The organism is Caballeronia jiangsuensis (genome assembly GCF_046030135.1).
Classification (GTDB): domain Bacteria; phylum Pseudomonadota; class Gammaproteobacteria; order Burkholderiales; family Burkholderiaceae; genus Caballeronia; species Caballeronia jiangsuensis.
In genome coordinates this window covers 80,015-96,932 of record NZ_JAQQDB010000029.1, presented here as the reverse complement: position 1 = coordinate 96,932, position 16,918 = coordinate 80,015, and the positions used below count along the sequence as shown (strand labels likewise).

The 16,918-nt window shown below is 61.1% G+C and carries 18 protein-coding genes; 13 read left to right on the top strand and 5 right to left on the bottom strand.

Annotated elements, in window-relative coordinates; genetic code table 11:
- The first annotated feature begins 21 nt into the window (after positions 1-21).
- The 4 genes from PQR08_RS26750 to PQR08_RS26735 all read left to right on the top strand — a co-directional run bounded on the left by PQR08_RS26750 (position 22) and on the right by PQR08_RS26735 (position 3,571).
- A complete protein-coding gene (locus tag PQR08_RS26750) occupies positions 22-1,002 on the top strand; it encodes a DUF6708 domain-containing protein (RefSeq protein ID WP_250486349.1) in 981 nt (326 codons plus the stop codon).
- A gap of 154 nt (positions 1,003-1,156) precedes the next feature.
- A complete protein-coding gene (locus PQR08_RS26745; RefSeq protein ID WP_250486348.1) occupies positions 1,157-2,212 on the top strand; it encodes a Rieske 2Fe-2S domain-containing protein in 1,056 nt (351 codons plus the stop codon).
- A 22-nt stretch (positions 2,213-2,234) separates the two neighbouring features.
- On the top strand, positions 2,235-2,405 hold the full coding sequence (locus PQR08_RS26740) for a rubredoxin (RefSeq protein WP_035510294.1): 171 nt from the start codon (positions 2,235-2,237) through the stop codon (positions 2,403-2,405).
- A complete protein-coding gene (locus PQR08_RS26735) occupies positions 2,402-3,571 on the top strand; it encodes an FAD-dependent oxidoreductase (protein WP_250486347.1) in 1,170 nt (389 codons plus the stop codon). Before PQR08_RS26740 ends, PQR08_RS26735 begins: the two co-directional genes overlap by 4 nt.
- A gap of 144 nt (positions 3,572-3,715) precedes the next feature.
- Here the strand turns inward: PQR08_RS26735 and PQR08_RS26730 are convergent, their stop codons facing one another.
- Positions 3,716-4,645 (bottom strand): LysR substrate-binding domain-containing protein, encoded by a 930-nt coding sequence (locus PQR08_RS26730; RefSeq protein ID WP_250486346.1) that lies wholly within the window; start codon positions 4,643-4,645, stop codon positions 3,716-3,718.
- Positions 4,646-4,834: 189 nt separating this feature from the next.
- On the bottom strand, positions 4,835-5,692 hold the full coding sequence (locus PQR08_RS26725; RefSeq protein ID WP_250486345.1) for an oxidoreductase: 858 nt from the start codon (positions 5,690-5,692) through the stop codon (positions 4,835-4,837).
- Positions 5,693-5,813: 121 nt separating this feature from the next.
- Between PQR08_RS26725 and PQR08_RS26720 the strand changes: the two genes are divergently transcribed.
- The 3 genes from PQR08_RS26720 to PQR08_RS26710 all read left to right on the top strand — a co-directional run bounded on the left by PQR08_RS26720 (position 5,814) and on the right by PQR08_RS26710 (position 8,847).
- Positions 5,814-6,749: a LysR family transcriptional regulator gene (locus PQR08_RS26720; RefSeq protein ID WP_250486344.1), complete on the top strand. Its 936-nt coding sequence runs from the start codon at positions 5,814-5,816 to the stop codon at positions 6,747-6,749.
- Between the two features lie 94 nt (positions 6,750-6,843).
- Complete coding sequence (locus PQR08_RS26715; RefSeq protein WP_250486343.1) at positions 6,844-7,209, top strand: BON domain-containing protein; 366 nt, start codon at positions 6,844-6,846, stop codon at positions 7,207-7,209.
- Between the two features lie 45 nt (positions 7,210-7,254).
- Positions 7,255-8,847: an MFS transporter gene (locus tag PQR08_RS26710; protein WP_250486342.1), complete on the top strand. Its 1,593-nt coding sequence runs from the start codon at positions 7,255-7,257 to the stop codon at positions 8,845-8,847.
- A gap of 28 nt (positions 8,848-8,875) precedes the next feature.
- On the opposite strand, the gene PQR08_RS26705 is transcribed toward PQR08_RS26710, so the two are convergent.
- A complete protein-coding gene (locus PQR08_RS26705) occupies positions 8,876-9,247 on the bottom strand; it encodes an NUDIX hydrolase (RefSeq protein ID WP_238212444.1) in 372 nt (123 codons plus the stop codon).
- Positions 9,248-9,463: 216 nt separating this feature from the next.
- Between PQR08_RS26705 and PQR08_RS26700 the strand changes: the two genes are divergently transcribed.
- Entirely contained in the window at positions 9,464-10,213 is a 750-nt protein-coding gene (locus PQR08_RS26700; RefSeq protein ID WP_250486341.1) for a DUF2278 family protein, read from the top strand.
- Positions 10,214-10,345: 132 nt separating this feature from the next.
- Positions 10,346-10,570 carry a hypothetical protein gene (locus tag PQR08_RS26695; RefSeq protein ID WP_187607056.1) on the top strand — a complete coding sequence of 75 codons (225 nt, stop codon included), beginning with the start codon at positions 10,346-10,348 and terminating at the stop codon, positions 10,568-10,570.
- 48 nt (positions 10,571-10,618) lie between these two features.
- Here PQR08_RS26695 and PQR08_RS26690 read toward each other — a convergent pair whose 3' ends face one another.
- Positions 10,619-11,245 (bottom strand): NADPH-dependent FMN reductase, encoded by a 627-nt coding sequence (locus tag PQR08_RS26690; RefSeq protein ID WP_250486340.1) that lies wholly within the window; start codon positions 11,243-11,245, stop codon positions 10,619-10,621.
- 246 nt (positions 11,246-11,491) lie between these two features.
- Here PQR08_RS26690 and PQR08_RS26685 point away from each other — a divergent pair, with 246 nt between their 5' ends.
- From PQR08_RS26685 to PQR08_RS26670, 4 genes are all read left to right on the top strand, one after another.
- On the top strand, positions 11,492-12,409 hold the full coding sequence (locus PQR08_RS26685) for an ABC transporter permease (protein ID WP_408162865.1): 918 nt from the start codon (positions 11,492-11,494) through the stop codon (positions 12,407-12,409).
- Positions 12,396-13,160 carry an ABC transporter ATP-binding protein gene (locus PQR08_RS26680; RefSeq protein WP_187607059.1) on the top strand — a complete coding sequence of 255 codons (765 nt, stop codon included), beginning with the start codon at positions 12,396-12,398 and terminating at the stop codon, positions 13,158-13,160. The genes PQR08_RS26685 and PQR08_RS26680 overlap by 14 nt, the downstream gene beginning before the upstream one ends.
- Before the next feature lie 26 nt (positions 13,161-13,186).
- On the top strand, positions 13,187-14,185 hold the full coding sequence (locus PQR08_RS26675) for an ABC transporter substrate-binding protein (RefSeq protein ID WP_250486337.1): 999 nt from the start codon (positions 13,187-13,189) through the stop codon (positions 14,183-14,185).
- A 102-nt stretch (positions 14,186-14,287) separates the two neighbouring features.
- The gene (locus PQR08_RS26670; RefSeq protein WP_250486336.1) at positions 14,288-15,685 is read left to right on the top strand and encodes a restriction endonuclease FokI C-terminal domain-containing protein; all 1,398 of its coding nucleotides are present in this window, start codon (positions 14,288-14,290) and stop codon (positions 15,683-15,685) included.
- 17 nt (positions 15,686-15,702) lie between these two features.
- Here PQR08_RS26670 and PQR08_RS26665 read toward each other — a convergent pair whose 3' ends face one another.
- Entirely contained in the window at positions 15,703-16,917 is a 1,215-nt protein-coding gene (locus PQR08_RS26665; protein ID WP_250486335.1) for an SfnB family sulfur acquisition oxidoreductase, read from the bottom strand.
- Position 16,918 lies beyond the last annotated feature (1 nt).

Below are 16,918 nucleotides of genomic sequence, written 5' to 3'. Positions count from 1 at the left end.
CATTCGCTCTCGGGATCTTAAATGAACTACCAAGACATTTCGCAAAAAAGCTATCCTGTAAACAGGATGCTGACCGCAGAGGAGCGGCAAAACCAACTACGCCAGAAAGAACGCTTGGATATTACGCCGTTTTATAACGCGTCGACAGTCAAATTCAACTCCACCTACATGGAGCTGGTCGATAGATGGTTTATCTATCGCGGTTACGTGACGTTCGGTAGCTTGCTGTTCAGTTGTTTCCCTATTGTATTATTGTCGCTGGTATTCTTTTATCCAACATGGCACTTCACGTTGACGAGTCAAGAGCTAATGGTGATCGGAATCGTGTGTATCGCCTATTCGCCGCTTTGGGCCTATTTAGTCTGGATGCTACTCAAAGAATCTTTCCGCTGGACGCATTACCCCATCCGGTTCAACTACCGCAAGCGCATGGTGTACGTCTTCTGCCTTGACGGTGTGATTCGCTCGGCGAAGTGGGACGATCTCTTCTTTACGATCAGTCGGTGCAGGCGATCGTACACGCCGGGCTCGGGACCGCAGATCTGGGACATTCGCGGTCACGCGCTCAAGGCAGACCGAAAGACGGTGGAGTGGACCTTTGCCCTGCATGGCGACAGTGAAGATCCTCGCCAGCTTAAAAACTGCTGGGAGTTCGTCCGTCGCTACATGGAAGAGGGCCCGAAGGCCGTCTATAGCGATGTCCACTGGTGCCATGACGTTGCAAGCAGACGTGAAACATTTCGCGAAGGATTGTTCGCGCTGAACCTAAACCTCAACGGACTGCCGAGGCTCATCCAGTACATCTCCGCGCCGGTGGTGTGGCTCATTTCGATTGGTCGCGTGTTCGCAATCAGGACCAGCAAGATTCCGCAATGGCCTGCAGCGATCGAGGCGAAGTGCCGGATCGATGCGTCCGATCCCTACCAGCGCACGGCTGCGCAGAATCCAGCGAAGTTTCCGACGGACCCCGTTAGTGTGGTTCGGGAGCAGATCAGTCAATGAGTAACGCTCTTTCCCTTTCTCGCATTCCCTCCCAAACATAGACTCAATGTCCCCCCAGCGATTGGGCGACACGCCACACACCGATATCGTTATCTCCAGGCGGTCGCACCGTGCAAGACCGCCATCAAGACCCAGCAGATTGGAGACAACAATCATGGCGACCCCCACCGTCGCGCCGCTCACCTTCCAGCGCGCACCCAACCTTCCTCGCAACTGCACGTTCGATCCGCATGACTGGCAGATCCTGAGCCAGTACTGGCACCCAGTCGCGTTCGCATCGGATATCGCGGACAAGCCGTTCAGAGCGCAATTGCTCGATGAATCGCTCGTCGTGTTCCGCTCGAACGGCGTGCTCGTGGCCGCCCGCGACGTGTGTCCGCATCGCGGCGCGCCGTTGAGCCAGGGCTGGGTCGAGAACGGCAACCTCGTGTGCCCGTATCACGGCCTCTCGTATGGCGCGAACGGCAAGTGCAACCACATTCCTTCGCAGGAAGGCGGCCCGATTCCCGATCGCCTGTGCCTGACGACGTATGCCGCGCAGGAAGCCTACGGCCTCGTCTGGGTCTCGCTCGGCGGCGGCGCGCAACCGTTGCCCGACTTTCCCGCCTGGAACACCGAAGGCTTCCAGCAGATCCTGCCACCTTCCATCGACATCAAGGCATCGGCGGGGCGTCAGACCGAAGGCTTCATCGATGTCGCGCACTTCGCGTGGATTCATCATCACAGCTTTGCGGACCGGCGCAATCCCGTCGTGCCGAACTATACGGTCGAGCGTCGCGACAACGGCATGCGCGCCGAATACGTGAGCACCGTGAGCAACTTCCCGAAGTCGATGCAGCATCGCGCGCCCGATGGCTTTCTGTGGCGCCGCGTGTTCGAAGTCGATGTACCGTTCTTCGCGCGTCTCACCGTGCAGTTTCCCGAAGGCGGTCGGCTCGCGATCCTCAATGCGGCGAGCCCCGTGTCCGCGCGCCTCACGCGTCTGTTCGTGCCAATCGCGCGGAACTTCGACAAGAACCTGCCTCTCGACGACGTCTACGCGTTCAACCGGCAGGTGTTCGAAGAAGACCGCGCGATCGTCGAACTGCAATGTCCCGAAGACTTGCCGATCGATCGCGCCGCCGAAGCGCCCATTCTCGCCGATCGCTCGTCGGGTGCGTATCGCCGCGCGCTCGCCGAGATCGGGCTTGGCCAGAACTACGTCCGCTGAAACGCATACCGAGGACATCATCATGAAGATCTGGGAATGCGTGATTTGCGGCTTTCGTTACGACGAAACGCAAGGCTTGCCCGAAGCGGGCATCGCGGCGGGCACGCGCTGGGAAGACGTGCCCGACGACTGGCTCTGCCCCGATTGCGGCACCGGCAAGCAGGACTTCGACATGCAGGTGGTGACGGCATGAGCACTGATACTGAAGATCGCGTGATCATCGTCGGCACGGGCATCGCCGGTTATACGGTCGCGCGCGAACTGCGCAAGCTCGACAAGAACGTGCCCATCGTGCTCATCAGCGAAGATGCCGGCGATTTCTATTCGAAGCCGACGCTCTCCAACGCGCTCGCGATGAAGAAGGCGCCGCACGAACTCGTCACGTTCGATGCCGGCGCGATGCGCGCGCAACTGAACGCGGGCATCATCACGCATCGCAAGGTGGAGCGCATCGCAGCCGACGCGCATGAGGTGATCGTCAACGGCGCGCCGCTTCGTTACGCGAAACTCGTGCTCGCGCTGGGCGCGGACGCACGCCGTATTCCGCTTGTCGGCGATGGCGCGTCCGACGTGCTTTCCGTGAACAGTCTCGACGATTACACGCGATTCAGGGCGCGTATCGAAGGCGCGAAATCGATCGCGCTGCTCGGCGCGGGATTGATCGGCTGCGAGTTCGCCAACGATCTCGCGCTCGCGGGCTATGACGTGACCCTGATCGATCCCGCGGCCACGCCGCTGTCGCGATTGCTTCCCGAACTCGCCGGCGACGCATTCGCGCGAGCGCTGGATCGTCATGGTATTCGCCTGCGCCTGGGACAATCGGTTGCGAGCGTGAACAGGCGTGAATCGGGCTACGACGTCACGTTTAACGACGGCGAAGTCATCGCCGCGGATGTGGTGTTATCGGCGATCGGTCTTGCCCCTCGCACCGAACTGGCTGCGCAGGCGGGGCTCGATATCGACATCGGCATTCGCACCGACGCGTGGTGCAGAACCAGCGCGCCCGATATCTATGCATTGGGCGATTGCGCGGCGATCGAAGGCAAGGTGCAGCCGTATGTCCTGCCGATCATGCATGCGGCGCGCGCACTCGCGCGCACGCTCGCCGGCGAGCCGACGCGCGTCGATTTTCCGGTCATGCCGATCACGGTGAAATCGCCCGCATCGCCGACGGTCGTCGTGCCACCGAATGAATCCGGCACATGGCGTTTTGCTCCCGCGAGCGACGATCCGCTCGACGGCCTTGCCGCGCTGTGCGAACACGCCGCCGACAAGCGCGCGCTCGGCTTCGCATTGCTCGGCGCGGCGACGCAAGGCAAGGCCGCGCTCATCAAGGCGATGGCGGCGGGATGCTTCTGAACCGACGATCGAACAACGATAACGACGCAGCTTGCTTCTGACCGACCCGCGTCGCGTTCACCGATGATGCACCGAGGGCCTGTCGCTTTGTTCATCGGTTGAACGCATTGACGCCGCGCTTTGTACGCGGCGTTTTTTTGCTTTTCAGGCGACGTCGCTGACGAGCGTGCGCGAAACGGTCGTCACGAGCTTGCGCAGCCAGCGCGTCGCGGCACTGCGATGCGTTCTCTCGTGCCACAGTTGATAGTAGGTCAATGCATTCGTTTCGCCGGGAATCGGCTCGATGCGCAACGGCAGAATGCGCGCATAGTGCGATGCGAGCGCGCGCGTCGTCGTGAAGAGAAGATCGGAACGCACGAGCACATACGGCGCCATGCCGAAGTAGGGCAGCGTGGTCGTCACGGTGCGCGTGAGGCCGTTGCGCGCGAGTTCCGTGTCGATGGTGCCCCATGCCGTCGTGTTGTACGTCGTGACCGAAAGATGCTCGGCGCTTTCGTACGCATCGCGCGTGAGCGCGCCATTGCCGATGGGATGATCCGAGCGCATCAGGCACACGAGTTCGTCCTTGCACAACGGCTGCAGATGCAGATGCTCCGGCGGCGTCCTCCAGTTGCCGATGACGAGATCGAGCAGGCCCGTTTCGAGCCCGTTCTCATAGCCGCCGTCCACCATCATCAGATGCTTGAATTCGAGCTTCGCGAGCGGCGCGGCCTGATGAAACGCATCGATGACGGCGGGCACGAAGAACACGTCGAGATAATCCGGCGAGCCGATGCGAAACGTGCGCGTGCTCGCGACGGGATCGAACGTGGTGTTCGGATGCAGGATCGCGTCGATGTTGCTGAGCGCCTGCGCGGCCGGCTCGATCAGCGTGAGCGCGTGGCTCGTCGGCACCATGCGGCTGCCGCTACGCACCAGCAAAGGATCACCGGTGATTTCGCGTAAGCGGCGCAATGCAATGCTTACCGTAGGCTGCGATTGTCCGAGCAGACTGGCGGCGCGCGACACGCTCGACTCGGTAAGGAGCGTATGCAGCACACGAATCATGTGCGAGTCGATGCTTTCCCTGGACATCGTGCGGCTTGACCTCTGGCGTGGGGGGCATCTTGTCGTTCGTCGTGGCCCTGTGTCATCGCAATATACGGACGGATATTGCGATGGTCAACGCAGGGCCTTTTCCGACGATGCCGCTCAAGCCTTATGCCGCCTGATTCATGCCCGCGGAATTATGCTGAAAATGGTCGCGGTGTTATGTGCAATCGATCAGGCCGCGAAGTCCGTCGAAGCCGACAACGCGCGCCAGCTTTCCGTTTCCGCCGTGACGTACGCGTTCTTTTCCGCGATGGCCTTCAGCGTGTCGGTGCCGAGTGCGAGACGCAGCGGCGGCGTTTGCTCATCGGCGAGCGTGACGAGCGCGGTCGCGAGCTTCTCGGGATCGCCCGGCTGATTGTGATTCATGCCCACAGCGAAGCGCCGCACATTGCCGGAAGTCGCATCGTAATCGTCGATGATTTCCTTGCCCACGAGAAGCGACGACGCATCCAGAAAGTCCGTGCGAAAGTAACCCGGCTCGACGACTGTCGCGTGAATGCCGAGCGGTTGCAGTTCCGCATGCAACGCTTCGGTGATGCCTTCGACGGCGAATTTCGTCGAGCAATAGACGCCGAATCCCGCTGCCGAGCGATAACCGCCTATCGACGACATGTTCACGACGTGGCCGCTCTTCTGCTTGCGCATCACGGGCAGCACGGCGCGCGTCACGTTGAGAAGGCCGAAGACATTGGTGTCGAACATGCGGCGCACGTCGGCGTCGCTCGATTCTTCGACGGCCGCGAGCAGCCCGAAGCCCGCGTTGTTGATCAGCACGTCGATGCGGCCGAACTTCGCGACGGCGGCTTCGACGGCCGCCTTGGCCTGTGCTTCGCTCGTGACGTCGAGCGCGACCGGCAGCAGCGCGGGCGATTCGCCGAGGCGCTCGACGATCGCCGCGACATTGCGGCCTGCGGCGACGACCGCGTTGCCGTCGTCGAGCGCCGCGCGGGCGATCAGCGCGCCGAGGCCGCGCGATGCGCCCGTAATGAACCAGACGCGCTTGTATTGCTGTTGGGTTGCGTTGCTCATGATGTGCTCCGTTGTGTCGGTGGTGGTGAACGTGAAACGAAGCATAGGGCGTCCGATTCGCACGAACTAGCCGTCAAACGCTAGACTGATAATCAACTTTAATTTGCGAATCGGGGCGTCCATGAACGAGGTCCGCGCGATATCGATCTTCGTGCGCGCCGCCACGCTCGGTAGTCTGCGGCGTGCGGCCATTGATCAGGGGATTTCGCCGCAAGCCGCGAGTCACGCGGTGATGCAGCTCGAAAAGTCGCTCGGTGTGCGGTTGTTTCATCGCACGACGCGCAAGCTCTCGCTGACCGAGGAAGGGCAAAGGCTCCTGCAGAACGTCGAGCCGGCCCTCGCGATGCTCACATCGGCGATCGCGGATGCGAAGAGCGCAAAGGAAGACATCGCCGGTCCGTTGCGCATCAGCGCGCCGAAAGCGCTCGGGCGCGCGTTGTGGCCGCCGGTGCTGGCGTTCGCGGCGCTCTATCCGGACGTCGAACTCGATGTGCGTTTCGACGACCATTTCACCGATCTCGTCGAGGAACGCGCCGATGTCGGTTTGCGCGGCGGCTCGGCGCCCGCTGGCGGCGCGATTGCAAGGCGGCTCGTGCCGATCCAGCTCATCGTGTGCACGTCGCCTGCGTATATCGAACGACACGGCGCGCCGCGTACCGTCGACGATCTCGCGTCGCATCGTTGCACCGGCTATCGCCGCGCGAACACGGGCAAGCAGGCGCCGTGGGAATTCATGATCGGCGATGAGATCGTCTATCGCGAGATCGCGGCGGCGCTCTGCACCAACGATATCGATGCGGAAGCCGACGCGGTGCTCGCCGGTCTCGCGATCGGCCAGCTCGGGAGTTTCTCGGCGGTCACGCATATCCGCGAAGGGCGGCTCGTACCTTTGCTCACGCGGCATCTGACGCAGCGCGAATCGATCTACATCTACTACCGGCATCGGACGGAGCAGCCGCTTCGAGTGCGAACGTTCATTGACTTCATGGTCGAAAGGCTCGCGGACAACGGGGATTTGTTCCTGTCATCCGCCGAATTGCGCGCGTTCGCGAAATGAATGGCCCGAATTCCTGCGATATGGCGAAGCCGCGACTAGAATGCATCGTGCCCTCGTGCCACCACAGTCAATGAAGCCAACCTGGAGCCAAGCGATGAAAACGATCAATGCGCTCAGACTTGCCGCCGTTGCATCAGCGATTGCCTTCTCCGTCAACGCATGGTCCCAGACCAGCGATGCGGCCCCGACCCAGTCCGCAACGCCTTCGGCGAGCGCCGGAAGCTCGAAATCGGCGGCCCGCAAGGCCAACCATGCGCTCAGCAGGAAAGTGTCGCAGGCGATGCAGAAAGGAGGCGTCGATCTGAACGGCATCGATGTGATCGCGAAGAACGGCGCGATCACGCTTGCCGGACACGCCGCCGACGCGGAGCAGATCGACAAGGCCGTGTCGATCGCGAAAGGCGTGAGCGGCGTCACGTCCGTGAAGAATGTTCTGACGATTCAGGAAGGCGGGCAGTAAGCTCCCGCTCGCGAGCGCGTAACAACTTGCGTGCTCGCGCCCGTCATGAACTCGTTCGCTGACGTTCACGATCCGGAACGGCAGCGTCTGCCGTTTCGCGAATCGCTGCTCGCGATGCTCGGCATCGCCTTCGTCACGATGCTGGTCGCGCTCGACCAGACCATCGTCGGCACCGCGATGCCGCGCATCGTCGCGGAACTGAAGGGCTTCGATCTGTACGCGTGGGTCGCGACCTCGTACATGCTCGCATCCGTTATCACGATTCCGATTTTCGGGCGGCTCGGCGATCTGTACGGACGCAAGCCTTTTCTGCTCGCGGCCATCGTGCTGTTCACGCTGGCGTCCGTGCTGTGCGGCTTCGCGAACAGCATGTTGTTTCTCGTGATCGCGCGCGGCGTGCAGGGCATCGGCGGCGGCATTCTGCTCGGGACGGTATTCGCCGCCGTGGCCGATCTCTTTCCCGATCCGAAGCTGCGTCTGCGCTGGCTCGTGCTCGTCACGTCGACATTCGGCGTGGCCAACGTCATCGGCCCGACGCTCGGCGGCATGCTCACGCAGATGCGCGGCTGGCGGCTCGTGTTCTTCGTCAACGTGCCCATCGGCATCGTCTCGCTGATGTTCGTGCTGTTGTTCGTGCCGAATCTGCATCGTCTGAAGGCGCGCGGACGGATTCAGCTCGACTGGCTCGGCGCGTGTGTCGTCGCGGTGACGCTCGGCGCCTTGCAACTGCTGATCGAACTGTTGCCGAAGGAAGGCGTGAGCGGCATGACGATCGTGCTCGCGCTCATCACACTGGTGTTCGGCGCGACGCTGTACTTCTGGGAAAAGCGCATGGGCTATCCCGTCGTGCCCGTCGATGTGCTCGTCGACCGCAAGCTCGCCGCGCTGTTCGCGATCTCCGTGCTCGGCGGCTTCGCGCTCTTCTCGATGGCCTTCTACATTCCGCTGCTGTTTCAGGGCGGCTACGGCATGTCGCCGCACGATTCGGGCATGCTGATCACGCCGCTCCTGCTCGGCACCAGCGTCGGCAGCATGCTCAACAATCGCATCGTCACCCGCATCCCGCGCGCCAACGTGCTGATGTATGCGGGCTTTGCGCTGTGCGTGGCAGGCTGTCTCGCGCTCGTGTCGCTCAACGGCCATGAGCCGCATGCCGTGTGGATGGCGTGCATGGGCGCGAGCGGACTCGGCCTCGGGCTCGTCGCGACGAATCTCACGATCTGCTCGCAACAGATCGTCGCGCACGATCAGATCGGCGCGGTCACGGCATTGCTGCAATCGCTGCGCATTTTCGGCGGCATGCTCGGCACCGCGATCACGGGCGCATTGCTCGGGCACTTCTATGCGCGCAACGTGCATCGTCCGCTGGATGCGTATCAGGCGACGCAGTGGCTCAAATCGTTCGCGAGCCCGGATCTGCTGATCGATCGTGCGGAACAGTCGGCGCTGATCGAACGCCTCGTCGCCGCGGGCCAGTCGGGCGATGCGATGATGCATTCGGCGCGCATGGCGCTGGTCGCATCGATTCACGTCGGGCTCGTGGTGGCCGCGATGGCGGCATTCGTCGGCTTGTGTCTCGCGTGGTTCGTGCCTGCGGTGCGCGTCGTGTACGGCGATGCGAAACAGCAGGGCGCTTGACGATTTCGTCGCCGCGAGCGATGAAGGCTCAGCGCTTGCGCTTTTCGTCGCCGAGCGCTTTGACGATCAGCCTGGTCGGCGCAGTGGTGGCGAGCCGTGGGATCTCGGATACGTGGACCCAGCGACACCGCGATATTTCGTTGCTCGCGCGGGGCTTCGCGCTTTTCGGCACATCGCAGAAGAAGACGTGATGGTGCTTCTGCCGTCCCCGATGGTGGAACAGAAATTTTGCCGACTTGCCTGCGAGACGTGTCTCTTCCTTGAGCTCGCGCAGCGCGGCGTCCGGCAGATGCTCGCCTCGCTTGAGCATGCCGCCGGGCAGCGCCCATTTGGTGCGACGTCGCGCAACCAGCAATATCCGGTTGCCTTTTCGACAGATGACCGTGGCTCGCTTCCTCAAACTGGCTCCGACTTTTTTTCTGTTCGTGTGAATGTGCGCGGTGCGTCGTGCAGGCGGATCCTAGTGTACCCAATGACAGTTTCATTGTGGAGCGCTCGATGACGGCGGCATTTCCGAATTGCGTTTCAGCAAGACGTGTTCCGCTCAATCACGTTTCGATCGCAGGAATGTCACACTTGTCGAATCAAATGATCGTTCACTTCATGGAGCAGCATCATGGCGCGCAATGAATATGTTCTGTTCAAGGGCACGGTCACGCTCGGCGTTCCCTATCTCCAGAATTACAAGGGCGATCCGCATTATGTGATCGTCGGTGAAGACACGAATGGCAAGCCATTCAACATCGTCACCAATGTGAAATCGGACAGCTCGTTGACGGGCCCGGCGGGCTATCTCGTGCTGTATCTGTGGGATCAATATTTCGATCATCCGATGACCGCCGATCTCGCCAGGCTGCCTGCGGGCATCGCCACATCGAATTTCCCGAAGCTCGATTACGTGCACGACAAGCGCCTTCTCGATCTCACGGCGATGCGTCCAATTCCGCTCGACACCAAGGACGAGCACAACGATATCAACGCGCTGCTCAACGAGATGCTGCAACTCGATATGTCGTCGAGCGGCATCGACTATGTCTACAAGACGCCCGCTTATAGCGACGATCGCCTCGGATGGAAGCCCGCGAAACAAGTCACCGTCTACGGCTTCGGCTTCCTGTTCGAACCGGGCAAAGACGGGCTGCACGAAACGCACATGAATCAGGGCAACCCGAAGCCGGGCAAGGGCAGCCATATCAAGGACCATTCGAACGAGAACGGCGTGTTTCAGGACGGCGCGGTGATGATCGAAGTGGATGGCAAGTTTCAGGCGCTCTTCGTCGCGTTCCAGACGCAACTCGTGCCGACCGATAATCGCGGGCGGCCGATAGCGGGGCAGTCGCATCCGATTCTTGATGGTGCGAAGTGATACGCGCGATCATTTGAACTACGGCCCATGCGCCAACCCGGTGCGCCCTGCAATGCATTGCAGAAAACCTTGTTTGTCCAAACGATTTTGACAGCCTAGAGTTGAGCTATTCGTGCACCGAGGGGGCGAGCCATGCCGCAATTCCTGACTCACTATTGGCAGGCGCTATCGGCGCCGGCCGGGCGCGTGCGTAAGCACTTCACGAAAGAATCGGCGGCGCAGGACGCGCACGCCGTCAGCGAAACCACGCGCGCGGAACAGCTCGAACACATCTCTGCCTATGCACGCGCGGGCTATTTCAACATGGGCTATACCGTCGATGCGTTCCAGTTGCCCAGCGAATCGCCGCTGCACTGAAACGAAAGAGACAAGCTGCGCGCGATGCGCAGCTTTATCGTCGGTGACTCAATGCTGTGCGAGTTCCACTTCGTGATACGCGTCCGCCCGCACCGCACCGAACGCCAGCGCGAAGCTCGACGCCTGTTTCCCCACGGTGCGAAGCTGCTCGACGACCTTCGGATCTGAACAGGTATCGGCTGATTCGAAGCGCGTCTCCAGCGTGTTGATCGTCGCACCGAAAGGCGTCGGCCAGCCGCGCAACGCGTGCACGATCGAGCGCAGCGAAGTGAGCACCGTGCCCGCCGCCTGCCATCCATATGCCGTGACGATACTGCCGACCGCGCGTCCGTCGAGATAAGGGCGCTCGTCGAGCCGCAGTTCCTCCAGCGTATCGAGCGCGTTCTTGACGAGGCCCGAGATGCCGCCGTGATAGCCGGGCGTCGCGATGATGAGCGCATCGGCCGCGCGCACGGCCTCGATGAGTTCATGTTGCTCGTCGGTGAGTTCGCGCGATTCCGGCGCATAGTGCGGCAGGCTATGCAGGAACGCGCCGCCGAACAGCTGCACGCTCGCGCCGCTTTCCTGTGCGCCGCGCAATGCGAATGCGAGTGCCCGTTCGGTCGATGATTGAGGCCGCGTCGTGCCGCCGATGCCGACCACCCGTGGCCCGCGCGATGAAATGAATCGAGACAAGATCGATACTCCCTGAAAATAGGCTGTCTGATATCCCCAAGACATCATCCGCATACGTTAGGGGAGCGCGCCACATTCGCCAACGAAGCGAATCTGCTAAGCAATGCACGGTTCGCGCCTTTATCGGATCGTTGGAATCCAAATGACGCGGAGTGCGCATAGCATCTTGCAAAGCGTTCGTTTGACGTGAGGACATGCGACCGTACCATCGGATGTTCCATTCCTTTCGGATTCCGACGAACGCCCATGAACGTCCCACGCTTTCCATCCGCCGCGCTCGGGCTCGATCCGGGCACGACGCCTGATCGCACTCATGGCGCCGATGCACGCGCCGTCGATCCACGCGCGCTCATCGATCTGCCGACGCGCGAAGTGCGCCGCCGCACCGTGCTGCAATGGTCCCTGCTGCGCTCGCGGGCGTTGCGTGTCGGCGTGCCGCTCGCGATCATCGTGTTGTGGCAGCTCGCGTCGTCGCTGCAACTCGTCGCGCCTGAAACCTTGCCGTCGCCCACGGTCATCATCGGAGCATTGAAGGAACTGATCGCCGATGGCGAATTGCAAAGCGCGATCGGCGTGTCGCTCGTGCGCGCGGCGACGGGCCTCGCGATCGGTGGCGGCATCGGCTTGCTGGCGGGTCTTTTTGCGGGGCTGTGGCGTGTGGGTGAGGAAATCGTCGATGCGCCATTGCAGATGCTGCGCACGATTCCGTTCATCGCGCTGATTCCGCTTTTTATCACGTGGTTCGGCATCGGCGAAGGCGCGAAGGTCGCGGTGATCCTCGCGGCCACCATTTTCCCGATGTATCTCAACACCTATGCGGGCGTGCGCGGTGTCGATCCGAAACTGCTCGAAGCGGCGAACGTGTTCGGTCTGTCGAGCCGGCAGATCGCGCTGCGCATCATTCTGCCGACGGCACTGCCTTCGATACTCGTCGGCGTGCGCTACTCGTCGGCGGTGGCGTTGCTCGCGCTCGTGGTCGCGGAGCAGATCAACGCGCAGAACGGCATCGGCTACATCCTCGTGAACGCGAACCAGAACCAGCGCGCGGACATCATCATCGCGGGCATTCTCGTGTATGCGGCGCTCGGCATCGTGACCGATCTCATCATGCGTGCGCTCGAACATCTCGCTCTTCCTTGGAGGCCGCGCTTTGAACTCGCCTGATAACGCATACGCCAGGTCCGTGCGCGACGAACGCGAGACCGCGCTCGAACTCGATGGCGTGAGCCGCGTGTTCGCGGGCCGCGCGGTGCTGAAGGATGTATCGCTCAACGTAAGACGCGGCCAGTTCGTATCGATGCTCGGCGCATCGGGCGCGGGCAAGACGACGCTCCTGCGCATTCTTGCAGGCCTCGATCAGGCCGACAGCGGCCGTGTGCGTGTCGCGGGTGCGCGCTCTGTTGTGTTCCAGGAACCGCGTCTCGTGCCGGCGAAGCGCGTGTGGGAGAACGTCGTGATCGGTCATGACCGCCTCAGCGCCGCGAAGCCTTCCGCACTGGCCGCGCTCGATGAAGTCGGACTCGCGACCCATGCCGATGGCTGGCCGAAGACGCTTTCCGGCGGCGAAGCGCAGCGCGTTGCACTGGCGCGTGCGCTCGTGCGAGAGCCGAAGCTGCTGTTGCTCGATGAACCCTTCGCCGCGCTCGACGCGCTCACGCGCATCCGCATGTACGAACTCGTCGCGCGCTTGTGGCGCGCACATACGCCGGCGGTCGTGCTCGTCACACATGACATCGACGAGGCGATTTTGCTGTCGGATCGTATCGTCGTGCTGTCGCAAGGCGAGATCAGCGCGGATGTGGTCGTCGATTTTCCGCGTCCGCGCTCGCGCAGCGACGAAGCATCCATTGCGCTCAGAACGCGGCTGCTCGCCGAACTCGGCGTCACGCAAGATTCGCCGCGCAAAGCGGCATAACGATTTCATTCACTCACCACACATCCATGCGCATCAGGAAACGCTTTACCGCGCTATTCGTCGCGAGTCTTTTCGGCGTGTCGGCGTCCGCATTCGCCGACGAACCGCTCACGTTGACCATCGGCACGCAGGACGCCGCTTGGCCGCTGATCGTCGAGGCATCGCACGTGCTCGACGGCGCGCCGTACAAGGTTAAATGGGCCGTGCTGACCGGGCCTGCCGCGCAGCTCTCCGCGCTCTATTCGAAAGTGCTCGATGTGGGGTTGATGGGCGATACGTCGCTCATCATCGAGCAGGGCAATGCGCGCGCAGCCTGGACGCCGGAGACGGCTCCGTTGCAGATCATCGCGGGATGGCGCAATCCCGATAGCAGCTATCCACCTATCGTCACGGTCGTGCGCAAGGAAGCCGACGTGAAGAACCTCGCCGATCTGCGCGGCAAGACGTGGGGCTATAACTTCGGCGGCTTCAATTATCTGCAATACGTGCTGTCGTATAACAAGGCCGATCTGCGGCCGAAGGATTTTCAGGGCGTGAAGTTCGGCGATGGGAACGTGTCGGCGTCCGCGTTCAATGCGGGGCAGGTTGCGGTGTATTCGGGCGGATTCGGACCTGTGAAGGAGACCGTCGACAAGGGCGATGCGCGGGTCGTCATCAAGAGCGATGAACTCGATATTCCGGCGTTGTCGGTGTTCACGGCGCGTACGGAAGTGCTGCGCGATCCGGTTAGGAGTCAGGCGTTAGGTGATTTTCTCGGGCGCCTGAAGAATTCGTGGACGTGGTGGTCGCAGAACGTGCCGGCGGTCGAGAAGATCTATCTGGAGAAGATGAAGCAGAGCCCGGCGCGGGCGAAGTTTTCTGCGGAGAATGGAAGGTCGGTTTTTTATCCGCTCGATAAGCAGCTCGTCGCGAGAGAACAGCGGATTGCGGATACGCTTTACCGGTCGGGGGATATCAAGAACAAGATCAAGGTCGATGTGGAGTTCAATCCGGTGTTCGATGCGCAGGCGATGGCGGGGCGGTGAGGGAAGCTGCGATATTCTGTCCTGCCAGGTTCGGAGGGATGACTGGGCGTTGCAAAGGTGATACTTTACCGGACCGACCCAGCCCTCGATTCACTCCGAGCCATGGAAGCACTGAACGAAACTCAAAAGGCGCTCGCCGTCAGGGAACTTGAAGCTTTCCTGTCGGCGTCGCCCGACTCCGTGACTGGCAAGACGCCGGTCGAAGAATGCCGCGATCTGGATGAGAACCGCCGAGCGATAATCGCTTCGATCTTGCGTCCCGCGCTCGACCGTTTTTTTGACGGTGCAATGTCACTCGCCGATTTCAAGCCAGAGATCGATCGCACCAATAAGCGGCACGAATATTGGGGGTTCAAGGGCATCAAAGGGCAGATGTTCTTCAATCTGCTATACAACGCTTGCGTCGATGAAGCCGAACTCGCTGCGGAGTTGAAGCTGGCTTTGCAGGCGCCTGCCGATGAGGCGATAGCGAAAAGTCGCATCCGTAACTTTGCGAGCTACGTCAGGCGTATCGGAGAGGACTACGTTGCCGGTGGTGCCAGCAAACATGCTCGCCCGAAGATCTCGAGCATTCCGTTTTTCCTGAGCTATTTTTGGCAGGTTTTCTCGCCGGAGAGATGGCCGATCTACTACACGAACAGCGTGCAGGTGCTTTCGGATCTTAACCTCTATCAGCCTGCCGACGATCCGGCGGATGCCTACATCGAATACGTCGAGCTGCATGTCGAGGTTCGTGATCTGTTCGCGAAAACGCTCGGAAGACCGGTCACGTATTACGACGTGGAGCATGTGTGGTGGTACACGAAGAAGCATGCCGATAAAGCAGTGATCCCTGCTGCGAGTATCGCTCTTGCTGAAACTGTGCCGAGCGCGACACTGGTCGCGAAGGACAAGGAACTGGCGCTATCGCAGTTGCCGGACAGTTATGTTCCCCCGATCGTCAGCATCATCCCTCGGCTGGCCCTGAATGATTCATTGCTCGAAACAGCAGCTGCAACGTCTGGTATTAGCATTGCGCGCGCGCTCGAAAAGAGTATCCACGCGGCATTCACGATACTGGGCTATGACGCTCAGCTTCTGGGGCAGGGTCAGGGGCGAGTGCAGGATGGTCTCGCAATCTCGGCGGATTATTCTTATGCAATTCTGTGGGACGCTAAAGCAAGGCAACGTGGCTATACGATGGGAACGGACGATCGGGCCATCCGTGAATATATTACGACTCAAAGCAGGCAACTGAAAAGGCATCGGCATCTACGCAATCTCTACTATGTCTTGATCTCCAGTTCGTTCCAGGATGAGTTCGATGACCTCATCCGCGAGCTGAAGATGGAGACCGATATCAGCGAGGTTCGCTTGGTGACGGCAGAGGCCATCGTTGCGATTGTCGATGAAAAGATGCGCGATCCTAACCAGCTGACCCTGGGACCTGACGGCGTACAGCGTCTCTTTTGCAGTAGCGGCATCCTGACAGCGGACGATGTCAGAGAAGAACTTGGTTGACTTGGCGCCAGCACCAGTCAATCTTCATTTCCCGCCTCAATCGCGCTATACGGATGCGCATAAGTAAACGGATCACAAAGCATCTCATTCAACGCAAACTGCCCCACCGCGTGATACTTCCACCGCACGCTATCATGCAGCGTATGCGTTCTCGCATTGCGCCAATGCCGATCGAGGTTATGCTTTTCCAGCGTCGATTGCGTACCCGCCAATTCAAAAAGCTTGTTCGACGCATCGAGCGCGAATTGCGTAGTGAGTATCTTGGCCTCGGCCGTCGCGACGATAGCAGCAGCCACATCGCTCCGCTCCGCTTCGCCACGCGCGGCATCGACAAGCGCCGCCGCGCGCATCGTCAACGCCTGCGCCGCATGATATTCAACCGTCAGCGCGCCGATATCACGCAGCGAAAACGGATCATCGACCGCGCGTGTCACGGCACTTCCACGCGCCGGATGCGACAACTCTCTCAGAAACCGCTTCGTATCGTCGAGCGCTGCGCGCCCGATTCCCAGATCGATCGCCGCATGAATAAGTTGCGAGACCGCGTTCGCCGCATCGATATTCGCGCGGCGGCCGCGCTTCACGATCTGCAACTCGTCCAGCTCGACATTATCGAGCCGCACCTGACCGCTCGCCGTCGTGCGCTGCCCAAAGCCGGACCAGTCATCGATAACTTCGACGCCACGCGCATGCCGTGCGACGAATGCGGTAACAGTCAAGCCATCGTCATCACGCGCGGCCACCGGTATCCAGTGCGCGAAGAGCGCGCCCGTCGAGTAGACCTTGCGCCCCGACAGCACGAAACCGCTTCCGGTGCGACGCACACGCGTCTCATGTTCCGACGGCAACTTGTCGCCCGGTTCCGCGGTAGCATTGCCGAAGCGCTCTCCCGCAAGCGCGCGTGAAAAGAAGAAGTCCTGCTGGCTCGGCGTTCCGTCATGTTTCAACCGTTCGAGCGTGGCGAAATGATTCTGCGGAATTTGTCCAAGCGATGAATCGGCCGCCGATATGATCTCGAACACATCGACGATCGTGCCAACCGAAACATCCGCTCCGCCGAACGCACGCGGCACGTTGATGCCCCACAATCCCGACGCGCTGAACGTTTCGACTTCGTTCGAAGGCAGATGGCGCTCGCGATCACGGCGCGCTGCATCGACGGCGAATTCGCTCGCAAGACGGCGCGCGATATCGAGTGCTTCTTTGTCCGACCGGATAAGATTGATATGCATG